This is a genomic window from Nitrospirota bacterium, from assembly GCA_030684575.1.
Lineage (GTDB): Bacteria > Nitrospirota > Nitrospiria > Nitrospirales > Nitrospiraceae > Palsa-1315.
Genome location: JAUXVD010000008.1, coordinates 481,471 through 496,989, shown reverse-complemented (window position 1 = coordinate 496,989; position 15,519 = coordinate 481,471). Strand labels below are relative to the sequence as shown.

The following is a 15,519-nucleotide window of genomic DNA, read 5'->3' as shown; positions in this document are numbered from 1 at the left end:
TGCCTCACACCGGTGCGGTCTCGGCGGCAGATGTTTGCACATGCTCCGGCCGGAATCCGAGTCCGATCATCCGGGCAGGAATCCGGCGGAGAAAGGGAAACCGCGCGATCAGCCGGACGGCGAAAGGCGGAGAAAGTTTACCCGATTGGGTGAGGACCGGCCGAATGACGCGATTCTGAACCGCGAGCTGCATCCATTGCGTCATGCGGGTCGGCCATTCCCGCCGTTGCTGTACCAGTTGGAGATCCCGGGTTGTCAGGTTTCCGATCCGTAACGGCGCAGTCAGCAGATTTGCCGTCGCAACCGCATCCTGGATTGCCAGATTGATCCCGATGCCACCGACCGGAGACATGGCATGTGCCGCATCGCCGATACAGAGGAGACCGGAACGATACCATTGTCGTAACCGGTCGACTTGAACCGTCAGTAACTTGATCGGCTCCCAGTCCTGAAGTTCATCGACACGATCGGCCATGAACGGCGCGAGTTGTGCAACCGCATCACGAAACGCTGGCAGCCCGTTGGCCCGGATCTGTTCCAACGAGCCTTTCGCAATCACGAAGCCACATTGCCAATAGTCGCCGCGGTTCAACATGATAAAGATACGCCCTGCATCGAACCGACCGATAGGATCTGCCGAATCGCTTGGCCTCCTGGGCAGACAGAACCATAGGACATCCATGGGCGCGCCGAACTCTTCCACCGACAAGCCAGCCTCCTTGCGAACAGTCGAGTGCCGCCCGTCCGCTCCCACGACAAGACTTGCACGCACCTCGATCGGACCGCCCTGTGTGTTTGCCTTGAGTCCCACCACTGAGCCGGCCTCTTCAATCAGGCCCGTCACGTCTGCCTGCATCAGCAAGTGAAAGCCCGGATATCGAGCGCCCTCCTTCGCAAGAAAAGCCAGAAAATCCCACTGTGGGATGAACGCCACAAATCGGCACCGTGTCGGGAGAGTTGAAAAATCCGCAACCGTCAGCGCCAGGTCACCGAACTGTCCATTGATCCGCGAGACTTTTTGATGCGGCAAGGCGAGAAATCGATCCAAGATCCCCAATTCATATAAGACTTCGAGCGTTGAGGGATGAATCGTATCTCCACGGAAATCGCGGAGAAAATCGGCATGTTTCTCTAACACCATCACCTCGACGCCGGAACGGGCCAACAACAGGCCCAGCAGCATCCCCGCCGGGCCGCCCCCCGCAATGCAGCAACGCACCGACATCGTCTTCATCGCCAGACCTCCTCACTTTACTGCGGGCGCGAATCGCTAGCGACGGGCACGGATAAAACAATCGTCCGTATGGTCATCCACAAGACCTGCTGCTTGCATATAGGCATAGATGATTGTGCTCCCGACGAAGCGAAAGCCTCGCTTCTTGAGATCTTTCGACAAGGTGTCGCTCACCACATTCGTCGCTGGAACGTCTGACATTCGCTTCCAACAATTGACGATCGGCTCGCCACCGACAAACGACCAGACATAGGCATCAAACGAACCGAACTCCTGCTGCACCGCAAGAAACGCCTGCGCGTTGGTCACCGCCGAATCGACTTTGAGCCGGTTGCGAATGATGCCGGGATTCGTCAGCCGCTGGGCCTTCTGCTTCGCCGTGAATCGCGCCACCTTCTTCGGATCGAACGCGGCAAAAGCTCGACGGTAGCCCTCACGGCGCAGCAAGATTGTCTCCCACGTGAGACCTGCCTGGGCCCCCTCCAACAGCAACATCTCGAAATGCTTCCGGTCATCGTGAACCGGCACTCCCCATTCACGGTCATGATAGGTGATGAAATGGGGCTTGGTCCCGACCCAGCCGCAACGGGTCTTTCCATCGGACATCGCAGGAGGGAGCTTAGTCATCAGCGAATACTCGGCTTCAATCTTCAGCCGCCTTCTATGTCGAGGTAATGGCCAGAGACCATTTCGGCTTCATACGACCGAAATCGGTCCGTACATGACGACGAAGGGCACGATTCGAATCGAGGACGACCGGTCCGTGAGGCCCTCGCCAAAACATCACCCAATGCCAGAACGCGCGGCCCCGATCTTCGTGCCATTTGATGGCCAGCAACGCGAGATCCGGCAACGCCTCCCATGAGGTAAAGGGCGCTTCTGTTCGAGCCAATCGAAAACCATATTCCTTGACCAGCCGACGGACATGGTCCGTCTCGGACCATAATGCAGGATCGGCGGCAACGATACCGAGCCGAGTCGCCATCTGCTTCGCCTGATCGTACGTGACGCCTGCCAGCGCTGCCACGGTAGCGATGCCGCACCCAGTTCGTTCAAGCCGGACAACTGGTTTCATGCTCGCTTCAAACCGCTATCAATTTCATGTGTGGAACACACCTTCGATGAAAGCGGTTATAATATCCTGCAACCAGTTTTACCACCAGGATGGTGGTGGGAGCCTGAACCAAGCGGCGACTCAAACGTTAGCAACTTCGGATTCTGTCCAACGAAGATACCCTGCCACTCGTGATCTAGAAAACTCCCAACTCATGAGTACTAGTTGACATTACGATAATTAAAAGTTTACCATTTAATTCCATAAAGTTTACATATAAACATCACAAAGTTTCCATATGCCCATAAAAAGAAGAACTCAAGAAATTCGCACGACCATAATGCGTCAAGTAGACGACCTGGGAACGATTGCTGTGATGGAAATAGCAAAAATGTTTCAGATAACCAGGCAGGCAGTATCCAAGAATGTAAGAGAGCTTATCGCTTCTGGCACGTTGGAGAAGACAGGTTCGGCAGATCATCCATATGCCATCAAGGCGTTAAGAGATACGTGGGTTAAGGTTCCTGTAGGGCCTGAGTCACAAGAAGATAGAATCTGGAATGAATCAGTCTCCCCTGTCCTTGGTGAGCTAAAAAGTAACGTTCGAGAAATCTGCCATTATGGGTTTACGGAAATGTTCAACAATGTGATTGATCACTCCAAGGCAAGCTCGGCAGACATATGGATAAAAATAGATCCTTTAGTCGTGAAAATTGTCATTCAAGACTATGGCGTAGGGATTTGGAGAAAGTTACAGGAAGAATGTCACCTGGATGACCCGAGGCATGCGCTTCTTGAGCTAACGAAGGGAAAGCTCACCACTGACCCTGCGAGACATACAGGTGAGGGAATATTTTTCACTTCGCGCATGTTCGACAAATTCATCATCGCTTCCGACAAGCTAACGTTTTGCAGGTTTCAAGAAGGAGATGAATGGCTATTTGACGTTAAGGAGGACAATTCTGGACCCGGAACAAGGGTGAGCATGATCATATATCTAGACTCAGCGCAAACTCCCAAGGATGTTTTTGACAAATTCACAGCAGACTTAGATGAATTTGGATTTACGAGAACGAACCTATCGGTGCAGTTGGTAAAACATGAAGGTGACCATTTGGTGTCCCGCTCCCAAGCTAAACGCCTCTTATCTCGCTTAGAGAAGTTCAAGGAAGTGTATTTGGATTTTAGTGACGTAACCGACATCGGTCAGGCATTTGCCGACGAAATTTTCCGAGTTTTCAAGAATGCCCATCCATCTATTCGCCTGATACCTACTAAGGTATCTCCAGCAGTTGAACGAATGATAAAGCGAGCGATGAATCAAGAAGGCCAAGCGATATTGCCTATCTAAAAGACCGGTCAAAAATAGCCCCCTACCCGGCGCTCGGTTCTGGTATCAGGGGCACCGTCGCTTATGATACCTTCGAGGCTTACGCGACACGAAGAATCGACGATCATGCCGACAAACAACTTACGCATCGCGCTCCTCCATCTCGCGCCAATCCCAGGCGATCTCGCGCGTAATCGACGGCTCATTGAAACGGCCGTGACCGCCGCCGCGCGACTCGGCGCAACCTGGATCATCACACCCGAACTCATGGTCACGGGCTATACCTTCGCCGACAGCATCGGGACGGAATGGATTCTTCCGCAGCCAGATGCCTGGATGACGCACATGGCCCGGCTTGCCGCGCAACTGCGCGTAACGCTGTTCCTCTCCTGCCCCGAACAGGACCGCAAGTCCGGCAAACTCTACAACAGTCTCTTCGTCATCGCAGCGGATGGGACCATCGTCGGCGCACATCGAAAGATTCATACCTTGCGGGTGGGATCGGAGGCCTGGTCGACTCCCGGCACAGAAGCGGTCGCCCTTCCCGTCGCGCCGTTCACCAGAATAGGCATGCTGATCTGCGCGGATGCCTATACCTCGGCAATCGCCAGAACCCTCCAGGCTCAAGGAGCCCAGTTGCTGATTTCCTCGGCCGCCTGGGCCCCGGGCCATCATGGCCCGAACGGGGAATGGGAACGCTGTACCGTCGACACAGGGCTCCCGCTCATCGTCTGCAATAGAACCGGACCAGACAAGACCCTCGATTTCCGCCAAGCCGAGACGGTCGTGGCGAAGGACGGACGACGACTTTTGTCGTTATCATCGGCACGATCGGCCATATTCACGATCGAGTGGGATCTAGAGATGCAGACGCTGGCGACGCAGGACTATCACCAGCATCATTTATAACAGGCTAGTCGAATCCGGAGGCGGACCCTTGGGGGGCGCACGGTGCGACGAATAAGGAGCACCACGTCTGTGCGCGCCGCCGAGTTAGTGAGGCGGCCGGGTCTCCGTTGATGATTTCGATGAGCCGAGAACGACGCCGGCGGACTGTTTCAGCGTCCTGCTAGTTCATGAATAGTTGCAGCCGCGCATAGCCATCTTCCCATTCGCCATGCCCACTGTCGGCATTGATATGCCCGGCCAGGCCGATATCGACAAAGTTGCTCCCCCAGGCCTCCGCACAATCTCTAGCGTAGATCGACGATGCGAAGGGATCATTGGCGCTCGCGACCACAAGGCTCCTGAACGCGAACGGCGCCGTTGGCACCGGTGAAAATCCACGAGCCGAGGGAGGAAAGCCTGCCCTCTGCGGGTCGGGCAATGCCACAAGAAATGCGCCCTTCGGCACACAGTCTGAGCGATGGGCCCAATGGGCCACCAAAAGACAGGCGAGGCTATGAGCGATCAACAGGGGCGGAGAAGCACAGGCCCGCACGGCCAGATCCAACGCACGAACCCATTCGTCGCAGTTCGGCTTATCCCAATGACCCAGATCGACGCGCTGCCACTCGGGATGGCGCTGCTCCCACAACGTTTGCCAATGTTGCGGTCCGGAATTGCCAAGACCTGGAAGCACTAATACCGGAGTTGATTCGAACATCTTATCCTTCAACCTTCCGACCACTCACGGCGATCGTGGCGTAATACATCGCCAGGGACTCAGGATTCTCCGCGAAGCGGCGATAGCGATCAAGATCCTCGTTGATCACTACGCCGGTCGCCAGATACTTCTCCCGCAACTGCACGGTGGACAGCCTCATGATCGTCGCCATGCCGGAGCCTCCGGCAGATCGCGGAGCATCCTGCTCCATCGTCACAGATTCGAGACTGCGCGCTTGCAGCAGAGCCTGTAATTTCTGTCCCAACGCATAATCCATCCCGAGCCTGTCATACATGACCTGGATTGCCTGATTGACCTTCCCTACTGCAACCAATTCCTCCGCGCTTCCCGCGATACCGAGCGAAGCGGAAAAGTCCGGCTCTTCAAGCACAAGCCAGCCTCCGAGCTTCAGGCAATCCAACATCCTATTCAACGCCGTCTCATAGTCAGGAATATGGATCAACACATAGCGGGCATGGATCAAATCGAAGGACCGTTCAGGTAACTCGACGGCTCGAACATCGCCTGGCACCACCGTCACATTCGATTGCACCGTTCCACCGAGGAACTTCGGGTCGAGGTCCACCGCCACGACCCGGCCAGTCGGCCCGACCACTTCACCCATCCAGGTCATAATCGAACCGGCGCCAGGCCCGACTTCAAGACAACGCCAGCCCGATTGCAGGCCGGTCGCTAGCAACCGGCGGCGACTCGCCGGATCGAACACCCGCTCGATCATCCGCAGCCGTTCAAGCTCCGGCTGATCCTCCACTCGGCGAAATACATATTCTTCCGATTGGGCCATGTCCCGACCTCGCGTAACGATGTGAGAGAAACTCAACGGCGCGAAAGCGATGCAGGAGTATAGACAACTACTAGACAGGAAGAAAAGAAGGTTGGCCTGGCAGATCCTATGATGAGCGCCGCATAAGCAATATCAGGCTTTCCATTTCCCTGTAGGATGCTCAAAACGTTCGTCCAGTAAGGCCGCAGGCTGGTCGAAACCGGAGGCGGACCCTCAGGGGTACGTTGAGGATTTCGATGAGCCGAGAACGACGCTGGCGGACGTTTTCAGCATCCTGCTACTAGCAAGGAATATTGATGGCTGGATCGCACAACAACGGCGGAATGGTCGGAGGAGTCATATATCGGCCCGAGGGATCTTGGGACCCCATCGATTCCTTCATCGGCGGACCGCCTGGCATCCCCGGGAGTCCCCGTCCAGCTGAGCCAAACCTCTTCCCAAGACTTGAACTCGCCGAGGAGCCAACTCCGGAAGCCGGCGCAGATGTAGGTCCCACGTTTGATTGGCCAGAGCCCCCGACATTGAGCTCGGCTTGAGGACTCTGTCCAAGTTGATTCTGAACCGGCGGCGCTGGTGCAGGCGTCTGCGCACCACAAGGAACCGCCAACAAAACAATGGCCAACCGGACCAACAACGACAGTGACGCGTTCCTCTCAAGAGGACAGCGATTCACCTTCAATCCTGCGACATACTTCATGAGCATGAGTCGTTCCGGAGAGAAGATCGGCATGGAAGGATTCTAACGAGGCAGAAACAACAGTGCAATGCCGCGAGCGGGAGGATTACATATTAAGAGAGCTACCGGCTCCCTCACCGGCACTCGATGAACGAGCCGGTCTCGCCTAGCAGCCTCGCAGCGGTGGGGCTCACCACTGTGCAATACTGACCAGACTCAGCCGGTCTCATCAGGTAGACTACGACGGTCAACTCATGATGGTGCATCGCACCATCCAAGACCTCAATGCTCCACATTCTTACCAGGGAGGTTCCCGTGCGAACATTTACGATTGTCGCTATGGCGTTTCTGTTTGTCTGCGTGGGCACCCACGGTACGGCTCAGGCCGATGAGATGAAAGCCGCGGTTGAGGACATGAAGGGCAAAGCGAAGGCCAACGCCCAAGAGGCCAAGGGGGAAGCAAAAGCCCTGACCGAAGAGGCCAAAGGGAATAAAGTGAAAGGCGCAGTCGAACGGGCGAAGGGGAAAACCAAAGCAGCCGGAGAGCGAATCAAAGGCGAGGCGAAGGAACTCAAAGCCAAGACAGAGTAACGTATCCGAGAAGCGGATCGGCTGACCGCCTGTGGAGAGATGCCTCTCCACAGGCGGTTTCATTTAGCGAAGGACGCGCGATCCTGGAGCTCGCTATGGAAAGATGATGGCCTGTTCGGCATGGCCGATCGCTTTGAGCGTGACTTCCAGCGCATCGACCATCGGCGGGGGACCACAGAGAAAGATCACCGTGTCGGGGCCTGGCGGCGGAAGATGCTCGCGCAGAAGAGCTTCGGTGACGTGGCCCTTGCCTTGCGTCCATCCCGGGGGCGGCTCCCCCAACACATGATAGCAATGGAAGTTTGCATGTTCACGCGCGTTCTCGTTCCACTCCTCCCGGAAAATGATGTCAGCCTCTGACTTGTTGGCGAAGACCAGATACAACTCGACCGGAAGGCTCTTGGCAAGAATCCAACGAATGATGGCAATCATCGGGGTAATACCGGAGCCTCCCGCGATAAACCCCACCTTCTTTGCCATACCGTCCACCCAATGGCCGCCGGATTTCGGCCCGCTCATCAGCACGCGGTCTCCGACCTCCCGGGCATGAAGATACTTCGACACCAAGCCGGTCTCGTACCGCTTCACCGTCAAATCGAAGTACCCGGTAGCGCCGGGCATCGATGACGGCGTATAGGGCCGCTTCACCGCTTTCCCGTCGATCGTCGCATGGAGGTAGAGATGATCCCCCGGCAGCAGATCCAACGTGGCGTCGGCAGGCAGAGCAAAGCGGAAGGTCTTCGTATCGTGGGTATCCCGATGGATGGCCGTGAGCTCGTAGGGCTGAGGCTCCTTCGACGTGATGCGGGTGACAGCTTTCATATCCATAGTTCAATCATAAGAGCCTGAGGAAGCGGTCGCAACAGAAGAAGCGCGCGGTGACTCAAACTTCAAGATGCAAGGTCCAGCAACGCCCGCAGACATTCCTACGGTGATCATGCGACCGGCTAATAGGACATGGCGGGCCAGGCCCGAATCAGAATACCTCGTGGCTGATCGGATTATTTGTCAGGGCCTGGCAGTTCCGGTACGGTCGTATCCATGACTCTACTCACGTATCCCTGGTCGTCCAGACGGACGGCAATGCGTTGTCCGACCGACAGTCCCTTAAACAAGTCCGGCCTCGTCACCATGAACACAACCGTCTGACCTAGATCTGTTGTAATCTTTCCACTCATCTTGGATAGATCGAACTCCTCGAGCGTCCCGATAACGACATGCGTATTCTGGCCCATAGGCTCAGGTGATGCAGCCATGGTTGCCGTCATTAACAACGGCAGAGTGAGTAGGAGTGTGAACAACAGGATTATCTTCACAGACATCTTCTCCTCGTATACACGTTAGATACGTGACAGAGTCTGGTTCGGCTGGTTGGGCTGGTTCGGCCCAGGTGGCCCCGGCAACGGTGGAGCCGGTACCGGCTTGGGCGGCAGAGGATCTGTCGGGCCCGATACAAGATAAGAAGACCGGTTCGTTTCCATAGCGTCGGCAATAGCGCCCTGGAGGACACAGATCGACAATGCCATCAACGCAATCATTCCATGTTTCATAATGGCTCCTTCCTTCGTCGTGAGGTTGCCGCTGGCATCACTTCTCGGCAGAGCTCTCTACCCCGACGGCATCCGGTGGCACCTAGGGCTACATGGCGATCATTATGACCAAGAATGGCCTGTCGGCCTGCTCAATATTGCTCACTGCACGAATCGGGGCGCCCTCTGCCAGGATGTCGCGAGCGAGTCGCAGACTCACAGGTTCTCCTCTTTCTCATCGCCTCTCCACAATACCCACGGTCGAGCCGAACAGGAACAAGGGAAGTCGCGCTATTTCGCTCGAAAAGATCCCCTAATCCCACTACTTCAATCTCATACCTCCTGGCAGGGCAGAGCCGCCCTCCAACACAATAGCTGGTACTGTATCTGCCCTTCGCCGAGCCGACGATCGACATTCGAGAGGAAACGAGGCTCCAGATAATTCTCGATCCCTGCCTGGTTACAATGTTACACGGGGCAGGATCTCAATTCAGTGAGGAAGCGTCTTGCTCGATAGCGGCGAAGCCGCCTGCTATCGCACCGCGCAAGGACCGCTCATTGTGGCGGAACAACCCCTGTGGCCATGGAACGGTGTCTCTTCTGTCAGCCTGTCGTGCCGCGGGAAGAAGAAGCGCTCTGACGACAACTCCCGGCTCTTTTTCGTCCCATAGTCCGGGACGTCCCATACCGCCTCACGACGATGATATCGTGATGTCCGCTTCGGGCCTCTTCGAGAATATGTCTGGCGATATCGTCCTCATGGGCATACCTCAAGGCCTCGCGACTCGACGTTCTCCGATCCCGAGACGCAAGGCTTCAACATCGAGCTCGTGCTCCAGACGATGCAGCAGTTCGTCACCGATCGTTCCGTCATTGCGCAGATCGATCAGGGCCAGGCGCTCTGCCGACAAGGTTTCATGTCGCAACCGCCGAAACGTGGCGCCCGACTCCAACGAACAGTCCGGGTCCACGGTACCGGAACTCGCAAAGCGTTCCAGTTGCCGGACATAATGGACACGCAGCCGATCGACATGGTTCTCAGTCAACCACTCCTCCCCTGCCAATTCGTCCAACCGTCGGACTGCAGCCGTGGCTGCATGCTCGCGTGCCTGCCGTTCTTCCTGCTCCTGCCCGCGGTCCTCTTCGAGTTTCAAGACCCGAATCAACGGGGTCAGTGAAAGCCCCTGCAACACCAGCGTGGCCAGAATCACCGAAAAACTGATCAAGATGATTTCGGCTCGAAAGGGAAACGGCTGTCCGGAAGCAGTCGTGACCGGTAACGCCAACGCGGCCGCCAACGTGACGATCCCTCGCATCCCGGTCCAGCCGATCAGAAAGAGAGGAGGCCAAGGGGGCATGGGGTCGCGCACCCGTAACGAAGGGCTCAGCAGCCGGGGGAGGATCGCCGCCAAGGGCACCCATCCCATACGGACGACAATGGCCGTGACGCTCACCAGCGCACCGACCATCAGCAGCAGCCTGAACTGACCGGACGGCACAGCCTCGAGCAACCCCCCAAGCTGCAGACCGATGAGAATGAATATGAAGCCGTTCAGCACGAAGATAAGCAGATCCCACACCGCACGAGCCTGCAGCCGCGTGGCCGGCGCGACGGCCGCGCTAAAATGTTGCCGCACATGCAGGCCACCCGCGACACAGGCGAGCACCGCGGACGCGTGCGTCAATTCGCCCAACACCCACGCGATATAGGGCGCCAGCAATGTGATCGCAATCTGAGTAAAGCTGTCCTCCGTGGCACAGAGCGCCCAGCGTGCGGCCATGCCCACGGCAAATCCAATTGCCACGCCCACCACGGCGGCAAAGACAAACTGCAGCAGCGCGTCACCCAGCGCAAAGCTCCCGCCCACGGCTGCGCCGACGGCGACACGGTATAGCACGAGCGCCGTGGCATCGTTCACCAAACTTTCCCCTTCAAGGATCGTGACGATACGGCGAGGGATGCGCAGACGCCGTGCAATCGCCGTCGCCGACACAGCATCCGGCGGAGAGACGATGGCGCCCAACGCGATGGCTCCGGCCCATCCCATACCCGGCAGCATCGCATGCGCAACCGCCGCAACCGCAGCCGTCGTCGCCAGCACGAGCCCGACCGCCAGCAATGAAATCGGCCTGAGATTGTCGCGAAATTCACGCCACGACGTGAAATAGGCGGCGGACCAAAGGATAGGGGGCAGGAAGACCAGAAAGACGAGATCAGGACTGAGCGTGACTGCCGGGAGCCTTGGAACCATACCAAGGATCAACCCACCGATCACAAGAAGAATGGGATAGGGAATGAAGATCTTCTGAGCGACCGTCGTCAACGCCAATACCACTGCGAGCAGCAGGATGACGGTCTCGAGTTGATGCAGCCCCTCCATCCCTCCCCCTTCCTCATCCTCCACAACCGGTTGAGAGTGGAAAAAATGAGATAGGCTACGTGGGGAAGAAAACAGAGTCAACTATGAGAGGGTCTCTTGCCGGTATAGGAACAGATGAATCCTGCCCCTTTCACGATTACAATAGGGCAAGATACAAGGGCCGGCTCAGCCTGCCACGCCGTTCACTTCAAGCAGAAGGGAGTACTCGCATGCGCCCTCTCATCACATCCCTATCACGAAAGTCGGGTCTGGTCTGCATGAGGGTCGTCGTGGCTTCCGCATTGGGACTCGCCATGGCATCCAGCCTCTCTGCCGAAACCGTCACGGTGTCCGAGAGCTCATTCAGCTGCATGACAGATGGGACCAAGGTCAGAAACACCTATATCACGCATGCCGATCCCGAGAAGCTCAAGGAAGCCGTGCGAATTTTCAAGAACAGCGTGGCAGATACGGAATACCCGGTCGGCACGTTCCTCCAACTCCTACCGGGCGAGGCGATGGTCAAGCACTCGCGCCAGAAGTTTCCCGAGACCAATGGGTGGGAGTTCTTTGACCTGGACCTCTCGGCAGCGGGTACCACAATAAAAACCCGGGGAGACCACGTGGTGAACTTCCAAGGAGTGACCTGCTTCAGCTGTCATCAGCCAGCGGTGAAATACGACTTCGTCTGCGAAAAGGGACATGGCTGTGCGCCAGTCCCGCTCGACGATGCAAAGATCGCAGAACTGCAAACCGCCGACCCGCGATGTAAAAAGCGTTAGGGCCGAGCAGGCTCATCGGCCTGAAGGACCGCAGGCGCAGCCGAAGCACGGACGGCCTTGAGGGAACCGCTCACCCGCGACATGCACGGTCAGCCATGATCCCACACGCGCTTGCGGGCCCATCGACTTGCGACCCTGAAAACGGGTGCGAGAGTTTGAGGACCTCTGTTTATGTCTATGAAGGCCGAGCAGCACACGATGGTTCGCAGAAAGGCGCACTTGCGAAGAGTTGTCTCACCACCATGAGATTGAGGTGGTTCGTCGCAGGTCCACGCTCTGAATCCAATCACAATTCCTTCAACAAATCCATATTCCGTCCGGCACGACAATCATGGCCAAGGCTGCGGGGAGATCCACCACACAGGACCAGGCAGAGCCCGCGAGTGAGTGCGTTGCTAACCTCCCCCAATTAGGGAGCACGGCCTTTCGTTCGTAGAACAACCAGATCGTACCCACCCATACAAGCAAGCGGATCGGGAGCAGCAGCAGGTACCACAGATACATAGAATGCGTCATGCCCCAAAGGGCCATGGAATAGGCGAAGGCCATTCCGACCACAAGACCGAAGGCTGTTCGGACCGCGCTGAATTTCCACGGAGCCACGGTACCGATATTCCTGTACACCACGTTGAGCCGGACTCCGGCACACCCATATCCCGCGAGCGCAACCCCCGCAAACGGGATCGCACCCATGATCGATGGACCAACTAGCATGGAACTCCTCCCGGATCTTCAGCGCGAGCAGACGCACTCGCGCCCAACACAAAGCCCCATTCTCCGCCATTTCAGTCAATCGTCAACCGAAGGATGCTTATGGCCATCGAGACAGGTGTAAAATCCGAACAGGCGGACAGATACAGCAGACTCAGACCAGGCAAGCCCCTAGCAGGGATAGTTCAGTTAAAAATCGTTCAGACACCGTGAGACATGGAAAAAACATTGCCCTTCGACAATCGTGTCACGAAAACATTCCGACCAAAGATCATAAGCCGGTGATTATCCTCACAGTCCGCCGTTTGACGGTCCATACAATCGCGATGGATTGTGTAAGTATTTACAAAAGCGCTATTCTTATCCTAGCGATGAACGTGCTGTGGCAGTGACAGGATCGACCGCGAGACCATACAGAGAGATAGGTTGAAAAACGGCTCGTAGAGGAGGACAGCATGAAGCTGGAATTGACACTAGAAGAAGCCCGTGTTCTCGATGTGGCAGTTGAATACATCAAAAAGCACCGGGACGTCGCGACCAAAATCTTCGCAGGACACGAAGACGACATCAAAACCGTCAACGCCATCGCAGGAACGCTCAGGGCCGCATACCTTCACCAGAGACAAGAAACCCTAAAACGGACCTGAGCCGCCCAGAGATGATCGGCTGCCTATTCAGCAAATGCCGCTCACGCCTCATTGGATCGGCCTGTAGCGAATCCAGATACGTACCCACCAGAAGGACGGCTCCCCGCACAGCCCTCAGCCAGAAGATGTTCTGACCAGCAGGTTACTCACACATTGCCAGGCCACGGCAGAAATGCACAGACCAGAACAGGTGCAGGCACGGGGAGAAATCGTCGCAGGCTGTTCAGAAAGGCCGCAGTAAGCGGAGGAGCGAAGCGCACTCTCGCAGTGCGTGGAGCTGCTGCGCGCCGCGAGAACGCCGCTGGTGGCCTTTATCGACAGGCTGCCGAGCGACCTGAACGGGAGAGGCCGATTACCCAAAGGCCTAGCACCACATCAAGCGAACCACAAAAGCCCGGCCACCAGTCCGGGACACCGGCATTCTCAATCATCATGTGATGAACGAGATCGAAGAGGCCGTGGGCGACGATCCCGACTCCGACAAGAACTGGCATGTGCAGCGCACCCATGATCGCCACCACCGAAAAGGCGACGGCAGCCACCAGTTCCCAAGCAAGCGCCTGGCCTGAACCTCCCATCACGGCAAAGAGAATGTAGTACGCCGCAATGACGACAAGCACGGTAGGATAGAAGCTGCGGTCCTGGTCAAATCGCATGGACTTGGCAAGAACAGCAACCGCGACGGCCGTGAGCATACCGACCAATACTGGAATCATGCGCACCTCTCAGCGCTGGGCACCCTGCGCGTGCCACGGCCATAGGTCAAGAATGAGGAACAACGATATGCGTGGGAATGCCGTCGAGACTCACCTGGTTCTTCTCCTCCTGGTACTGCCGCAACCCCTCCTCGCCTTTCTTGTCGGCCCACTCGTTCAGCAGCTCCCGGTCTCCGGCGTACGACAAATAGGGAACCGCCATCCCGCAAGACGTTTGCACGAGGTCGATCGCCACATCGAACATCTGCCTCGCGCCGGGGAGCGGAGGAAACAAGGACAAGAGCTCGCGCCACTCGGGATCACGCGGGTGCACGACTGTCGCGGTGCCATAGACCCGCAGGACGAGAGGCGGACCGTCAAAGGCACAGAACATCATCGTCATGCGCGGCTGCTGTTGGACATGGGCCGACGTTTCATTGCCACTCCCGGTGACGCTGAGCCAGACAATTCGCCCGTTGCCAAGTACACGAAGGGAGTCCATGCCCTTGGGTGAGATATTGATGCGGCTGTCTGTCGTGGCAGTCCCAACAAAAAATATCCTCTGCTTGGCGATGAATTGGATATGTGCGTCGGAGAGTTCGCGATATCGTTGCGCCATCGAATGCTCCCTGCCGTCGAACGGCGATCATGGATCAGATCACTGTCCCCAATGTTTGAGTCTATCGAGAAATTCCTGGCCGTACTGCTTGGCGATCGTTTGCTCCAGGTCCCAGGTGATCGTGCCGACCCGGAGCAAGTCCGAGACTTCGGTGAAATACCGTTCGAGTCCTGCAGGCGACAGCACCAGCACCGTCCCGCCGCTCGCGCCGGACTGATACAGATGCCGAACCCCTTTCGGAATGTAGACGAAGTCGCCGGGAGCAGCCCGATAGACCTCCTCGCCGCTCTGAATCGTGTAGGCGCCGTCCAGCACATAAAACGCTTCCGCGCCGGTCGGGTGAATGTGCGATGCGGGGCCGGCGTTCGGCGGATGGACCATTTCAATCAGCGAGTAGGATTCTCCCAGCTGCACGCCAGGAAATTTCACCGTCATCTTCGTCCCGCGAAAGTCGATCGCATGACCTTCGCCTCGCTTGAGCCCATACCCGCGCTTGTCACTGGGAATCACAGCAAACCCTCACGCACCCATTGAATGGACTAATTGAGCCATGTCTATGCGAAACGGGATTCTGGCGGCCAGACGAGACCCTGTGCATCCGTCAGATCAACGATCGCGCAACTTGCGCTCAATGTCTGCGCGAACATCGGCCCACGGTCGACCAGAGTCTGGGCTCGCCTTGTATGAGGCCAAGCGCTCACGAAGAATTTGCTGATGCCATTCCGGCACAGGAACTTGCTCAGGGGGCGCCGCGATCCGGTCCCACAGCGATTGCACGACATCGATCTGCGCGTCGACTGAGAGATCGTCGAACCCTGGAGGAGGAGTAGGGACTATCTTGGACATGGAGAGAATTCCTACGGTTGGAAATATATCGCAA

At 56.9% G+C, this 15,519-nt stretch carries 19 protein-coding genes; 5 read left to right on the top strand and 14 right to left on the bottom strand.

Annotated elements, in window-relative coordinates:
* Positions 1–4 precede the first annotated feature (4 nt).
* The 3 genes from Q8N00_05575 to Q8N00_05565 are packed head-to-tail and all read right to left on the bottom strand — an operon-like array spanning position 5 to position 2,309.
* Positions 5–1,234, bottom strand: coding sequence for an FAD-dependent oxidoreductase (locus Q8N00_05575; GenBank protein ID MDP2382256.1), 1,230 nt, complete (start codon positions 1,232–1,234; stop codon positions 5–7).
* A gap of 36 nt (positions 1,235–1,270) precedes the next feature.
* The gene (locus tag Q8N00_05570; GenBank protein MDP2382255.1) at positions 1,271–1,861 is read right to left on the bottom strand and encodes a DNA-3-methyladenine glycosylase I; all 591 of its coding nucleotides are present in this window, start codon (positions 1,859–1,861) and stop codon (positions 1,271–1,273) included.
* 34 nt (positions 1,862–1,895) lie between these two features.
* Positions 1,896–2,309: a hypothetical protein gene (locus tag Q8N00_05565; protein ID MDP2382254.1), complete on the bottom strand. Its 414-nt coding sequence runs from the start codon at positions 2,307–2,309 to the stop codon at positions 1,896–1,898.
* A 355-nt stretch (positions 2,310–2,664) separates the two neighbouring features.
* Here Q8N00_05565 and Q8N00_05560 point away from each other — a divergent pair, with 355 nt between their 5' ends.
* Together Q8N00_05560 and Q8N00_05555 are read left to right on the top strand one after the other, a co-directional pair.
* Entirely contained in the window at positions 2,665–3,639 is a 975-nt protein-coding gene (locus Q8N00_05560; GenBank protein MDP2382253.1) for a DUF4325 domain-containing protein, read from the top strand.
* 105 nt (positions 3,640–3,744) lie between these two features.
* Complete coding sequence (locus Q8N00_05555; protein ID MDP2382252.1) at positions 3,745–4,527, top strand: carbon-nitrogen hydrolase family protein; 783 nt, start codon at positions 3,745–3,747, stop codon at positions 4,525–4,527.
* A gap of 160 nt (positions 4,528–4,687) precedes the next feature.
* Here the strand turns inward: Q8N00_05555 and Q8N00_05550 are convergent, their stop codons facing one another.
* Both Q8N00_05550 and Q8N00_05545 read right to left on the bottom strand, forming a co-directional pair.
* Positions 4,688–5,224 (bottom strand): alpha/beta hydrolase, encoded by a 537-nt coding sequence (locus Q8N00_05550; GenBank protein ID MDP2382251.1) that lies wholly within the window; start codon positions 5,222–5,224, stop codon positions 4,688–4,690.
* A gap of 1 nt (position 5,225) precedes the next feature.
* On the bottom strand, positions 5,226–6,029 hold the full coding sequence (locus Q8N00_05545; protein ID MDP2382250.1) for a methyltransferase domain-containing protein: 804 nt from the start codon (positions 6,027–6,029) through the stop codon (positions 5,226–5,228).
* Positions 6,030–7,020: 991 nt separating this feature from the next.
* Here Q8N00_05545 and Q8N00_05540 point away from each other — a divergent pair.
* On the top strand, positions 7,021–7,296 hold the full coding sequence (locus tag Q8N00_05540) for a hypothetical protein (GenBank protein ID MDP2382249.1): 276 nt from the start codon (positions 7,021–7,023) through the stop codon (positions 7,294–7,296).
* A gap of 93 nt (positions 7,297–7,389) precedes the next feature.
* On the opposite strand, the gene Q8N00_05535 is transcribed toward Q8N00_05540, so the two are convergent.
* From Q8N00_05535 to Q8N00_05520, 4 genes are all read right to left on the bottom strand, one after another.
* Complete coding sequence (locus tag Q8N00_05535) at positions 7,390–8,124, bottom strand: NADH-cytochrome b5 reductase (GenBank protein MDP2382248.1); 735 nt, start codon at positions 8,122–8,124, stop codon at positions 7,390–7,392.
* Positions 8,125–8,297: 173 nt separating this feature from the next.
* Positions 8,298–8,618: a hypothetical protein gene (locus Q8N00_05530; GenBank protein MDP2382247.1), complete on the bottom strand. Its 321-nt coding sequence runs from the start codon at positions 8,616–8,618 to the stop codon at positions 8,298–8,300.
* 18 nt (positions 8,619–8,636) lie between these two features.
* Entirely contained in the window at positions 8,637–8,846 is a 210-nt protein-coding gene (locus Q8N00_05525; protein MDP2382246.1) for a hypothetical protein, read from the bottom strand.
* A 749-nt stretch (positions 8,847–9,595) separates the two neighbouring features.
* Positions 9,596–11,206 (bottom strand): Na+/H+ antiporter, encoded by a 1,611-nt coding sequence (locus Q8N00_05520; GenBank protein ID MDP2382245.1) that lies wholly within the window; start codon positions 11,204–11,206, stop codon positions 9,596–9,598.
* A 209-nt stretch (positions 11,207–11,415) separates the two neighbouring features.
* Here Q8N00_05520 and Q8N00_05515 point away from each other — a divergent pair, with 209 nt between their 5' ends.
* Positions 11,416–11,967 carry a hypothetical protein gene (locus Q8N00_05515; protein MDP2382244.1) on the top strand — a complete coding sequence of 184 codons (552 nt, stop codon included), beginning with the start codon at positions 11,416–11,418 and terminating at the stop codon, positions 11,965–11,967.
* Between the two features lie 297 nt (positions 11,968–12,264).
* Here Q8N00_05515 and Q8N00_05510 read toward each other — a convergent pair whose 3' ends face one another.
* Positions 12,265–12,681, bottom strand: a complete 417-nt coding sequence (locus tag Q8N00_05510; protein ID MDP2382243.1) for a hypothetical protein — start codon at positions 12,679–12,681, stop codon at positions 12,265–12,267.
* A 452-nt stretch (positions 12,682–13,133) separates the two neighbouring features.
* Between Q8N00_05510 and Q8N00_05505 the strand changes: the two genes are divergently transcribed.
* On the top strand, positions 13,134–13,325 hold the full coding sequence (locus tag Q8N00_05505) for a hypothetical protein (GenBank protein MDP2382242.1): 192 nt from the start codon (positions 13,134–13,136) through the stop codon (positions 13,323–13,325).
* A 311-nt stretch (positions 13,326–13,636) separates the two neighbouring features.
* Here Q8N00_05505 and Q8N00_05500 read toward each other — a convergent pair whose 3' ends face one another.
* The 4 genes from Q8N00_05500 to Q8N00_05485 all read right to left on the bottom strand — a co-directional run bounded on the left by Q8N00_05500 (position 13,637) and on the right by Q8N00_05485 (position 15,485).
* Entirely contained in the window at positions 13,637–14,041 is a 405-nt protein-coding gene (locus Q8N00_05500; GenBank protein ID MDP2382241.1) for a hypothetical protein, read from the bottom strand.
* A 46-nt stretch (positions 14,042–14,087) separates the two neighbouring features.
* Positions 14,088–14,639, bottom strand: a complete 552-nt coding sequence (locus Q8N00_05495; protein MDP2382240.1) for a pyridoxamine 5'-phosphate oxidase family protein — start codon at positions 14,637–14,639, stop codon at positions 14,088–14,090.
* Positions 14,640–14,678: 39 nt separating this feature from the next.
* Entirely contained in the window at positions 14,679–15,149 is a 471-nt protein-coding gene (locus tag Q8N00_05490) for a cupin domain-containing protein (GenBank protein ID MDP2382239.1), read from the bottom strand.
* Between the two features lie 96 nt (positions 15,150–15,245).
* On the bottom strand, positions 15,246–15,485 hold the full coding sequence (locus Q8N00_05485; GenBank protein MDP2382238.1) for an addiction module protein: 240 nt from the start codon (positions 15,483–15,485) through the stop codon (positions 15,246–15,248).
* Between the last annotated feature and the right edge of the window lie 34 nt (positions 15,486–15,519).

Bases quoted from the DNA above. Each gene is read 5' to 3' on its own strand.
- Q8N00_05575 (MDP2382256.1), bottom strand. From the start codon at position 1,234: ATGAAGACGATGTCGGTGCGTTGCTGCATTGCGGGGGGCGGCCCGGCG.
- Q8N00_05570 (MDP2382255.1), bottom strand. From the start codon at position 1,861: ATGACTAAGCTCCCTCCTGCGATGTCCGATGGAAAGACCCGTTGCGGC.
- Q8N00_05565 (MDP2382254.1), bottom strand. From the start codon at position 2,309: ATGAAACCAGTTGTCCGGCTTGAACGAACTGGGTGCGGCATCGCTACC.
- Q8N00_05560 (MDP2382253.1), top strand. From the start codon at position 2,665: ATGGAAATAGCAAAAATGTTTCAGATAACCAGGCAGGCAGTATCCAAG.
- Q8N00_05555 (MDP2382252.1), top strand. From the start codon at position 3,745: ATGCCGACAAACAACTTACGCATCGCGCTCCTCCATCTCGCGCCAATC.
- Q8N00_05550 (MDP2382251.1), bottom strand. From the start codon at position 5,224: ATGTTCGAATCAACTCCGGTATTAGTGCTTCCAGGTCTTGGCAATTCC.
- Q8N00_05545 (MDP2382250.1), bottom strand. From the start codon at position 6,029: ATGGCCCAATCGGAAGAATATGTATTTCGCCGAGTGGAGGATCAGCCG.
- Q8N00_05535 (MDP2382248.1), bottom strand. From the start codon at position 8,124: ATGGATATGAAAGCTGTCACCCGCATCACGTCGAAGGAGCCTCAGCCC.
- Q8N00_05530 (MDP2382247.1), bottom strand. From the start codon at position 8,618: ATGTCTGTGAAGATAATCCTGTTGTTCACACTCCTACTCACTCTGCCG.
- Q8N00_05525 (MDP2382246.1), bottom strand. From the start codon at position 8,846: ATGAAACATGGAATGATTGCGTTGATGGCATTGTCGATCTGTGTCCTC.
- Q8N00_05520 (MDP2382245.1), bottom strand. From the start codon at position 11,206: ATGGAGGGGCTGCATCAACTCGAGACCGTCATCCTGCTGCTCGCAGTG.
- Q8N00_05515 (MDP2382244.1), top strand. From the start codon at position 11,416: ATGCGCCCTCTCATCACATCCCTATCACGAAAGTCGGGTCTGGTCTGC.
- Q8N00_05510 (MDP2382243.1), bottom strand. From the start codon at position 12,681: ATGCTAGTTGGTCCATCGATCATGGGTGCGATCCCGTTTGCGGGGGTT.
- Q8N00_05505 (MDP2382242.1), top strand. From the start codon at position 13,134: ATGAAGCTGGAATTGACACTAGAAGAAGCCCGTGTTCTCGATGTGGCA.
- Q8N00_05500 (MDP2382241.1), bottom strand. From the start codon at position 14,041: ATGATTCCAGTATTGGTCGGTATGCTCACGGCCGTCGCGGTTGCTGTT.
- Q8N00_05495 (MDP2382240.1), bottom strand. From the start codon at position 14,639: ATGGCGCAACGATATCGCGAACTCTCCGACGCACATATCCAATTCATC.
- Q8N00_05485 (MDP2382238.1), bottom strand. From the start codon at position 15,485: ATGTCCAAGATAGTCCCTACTCCTCCTCCAGGGTTCGACGATCTCTCA.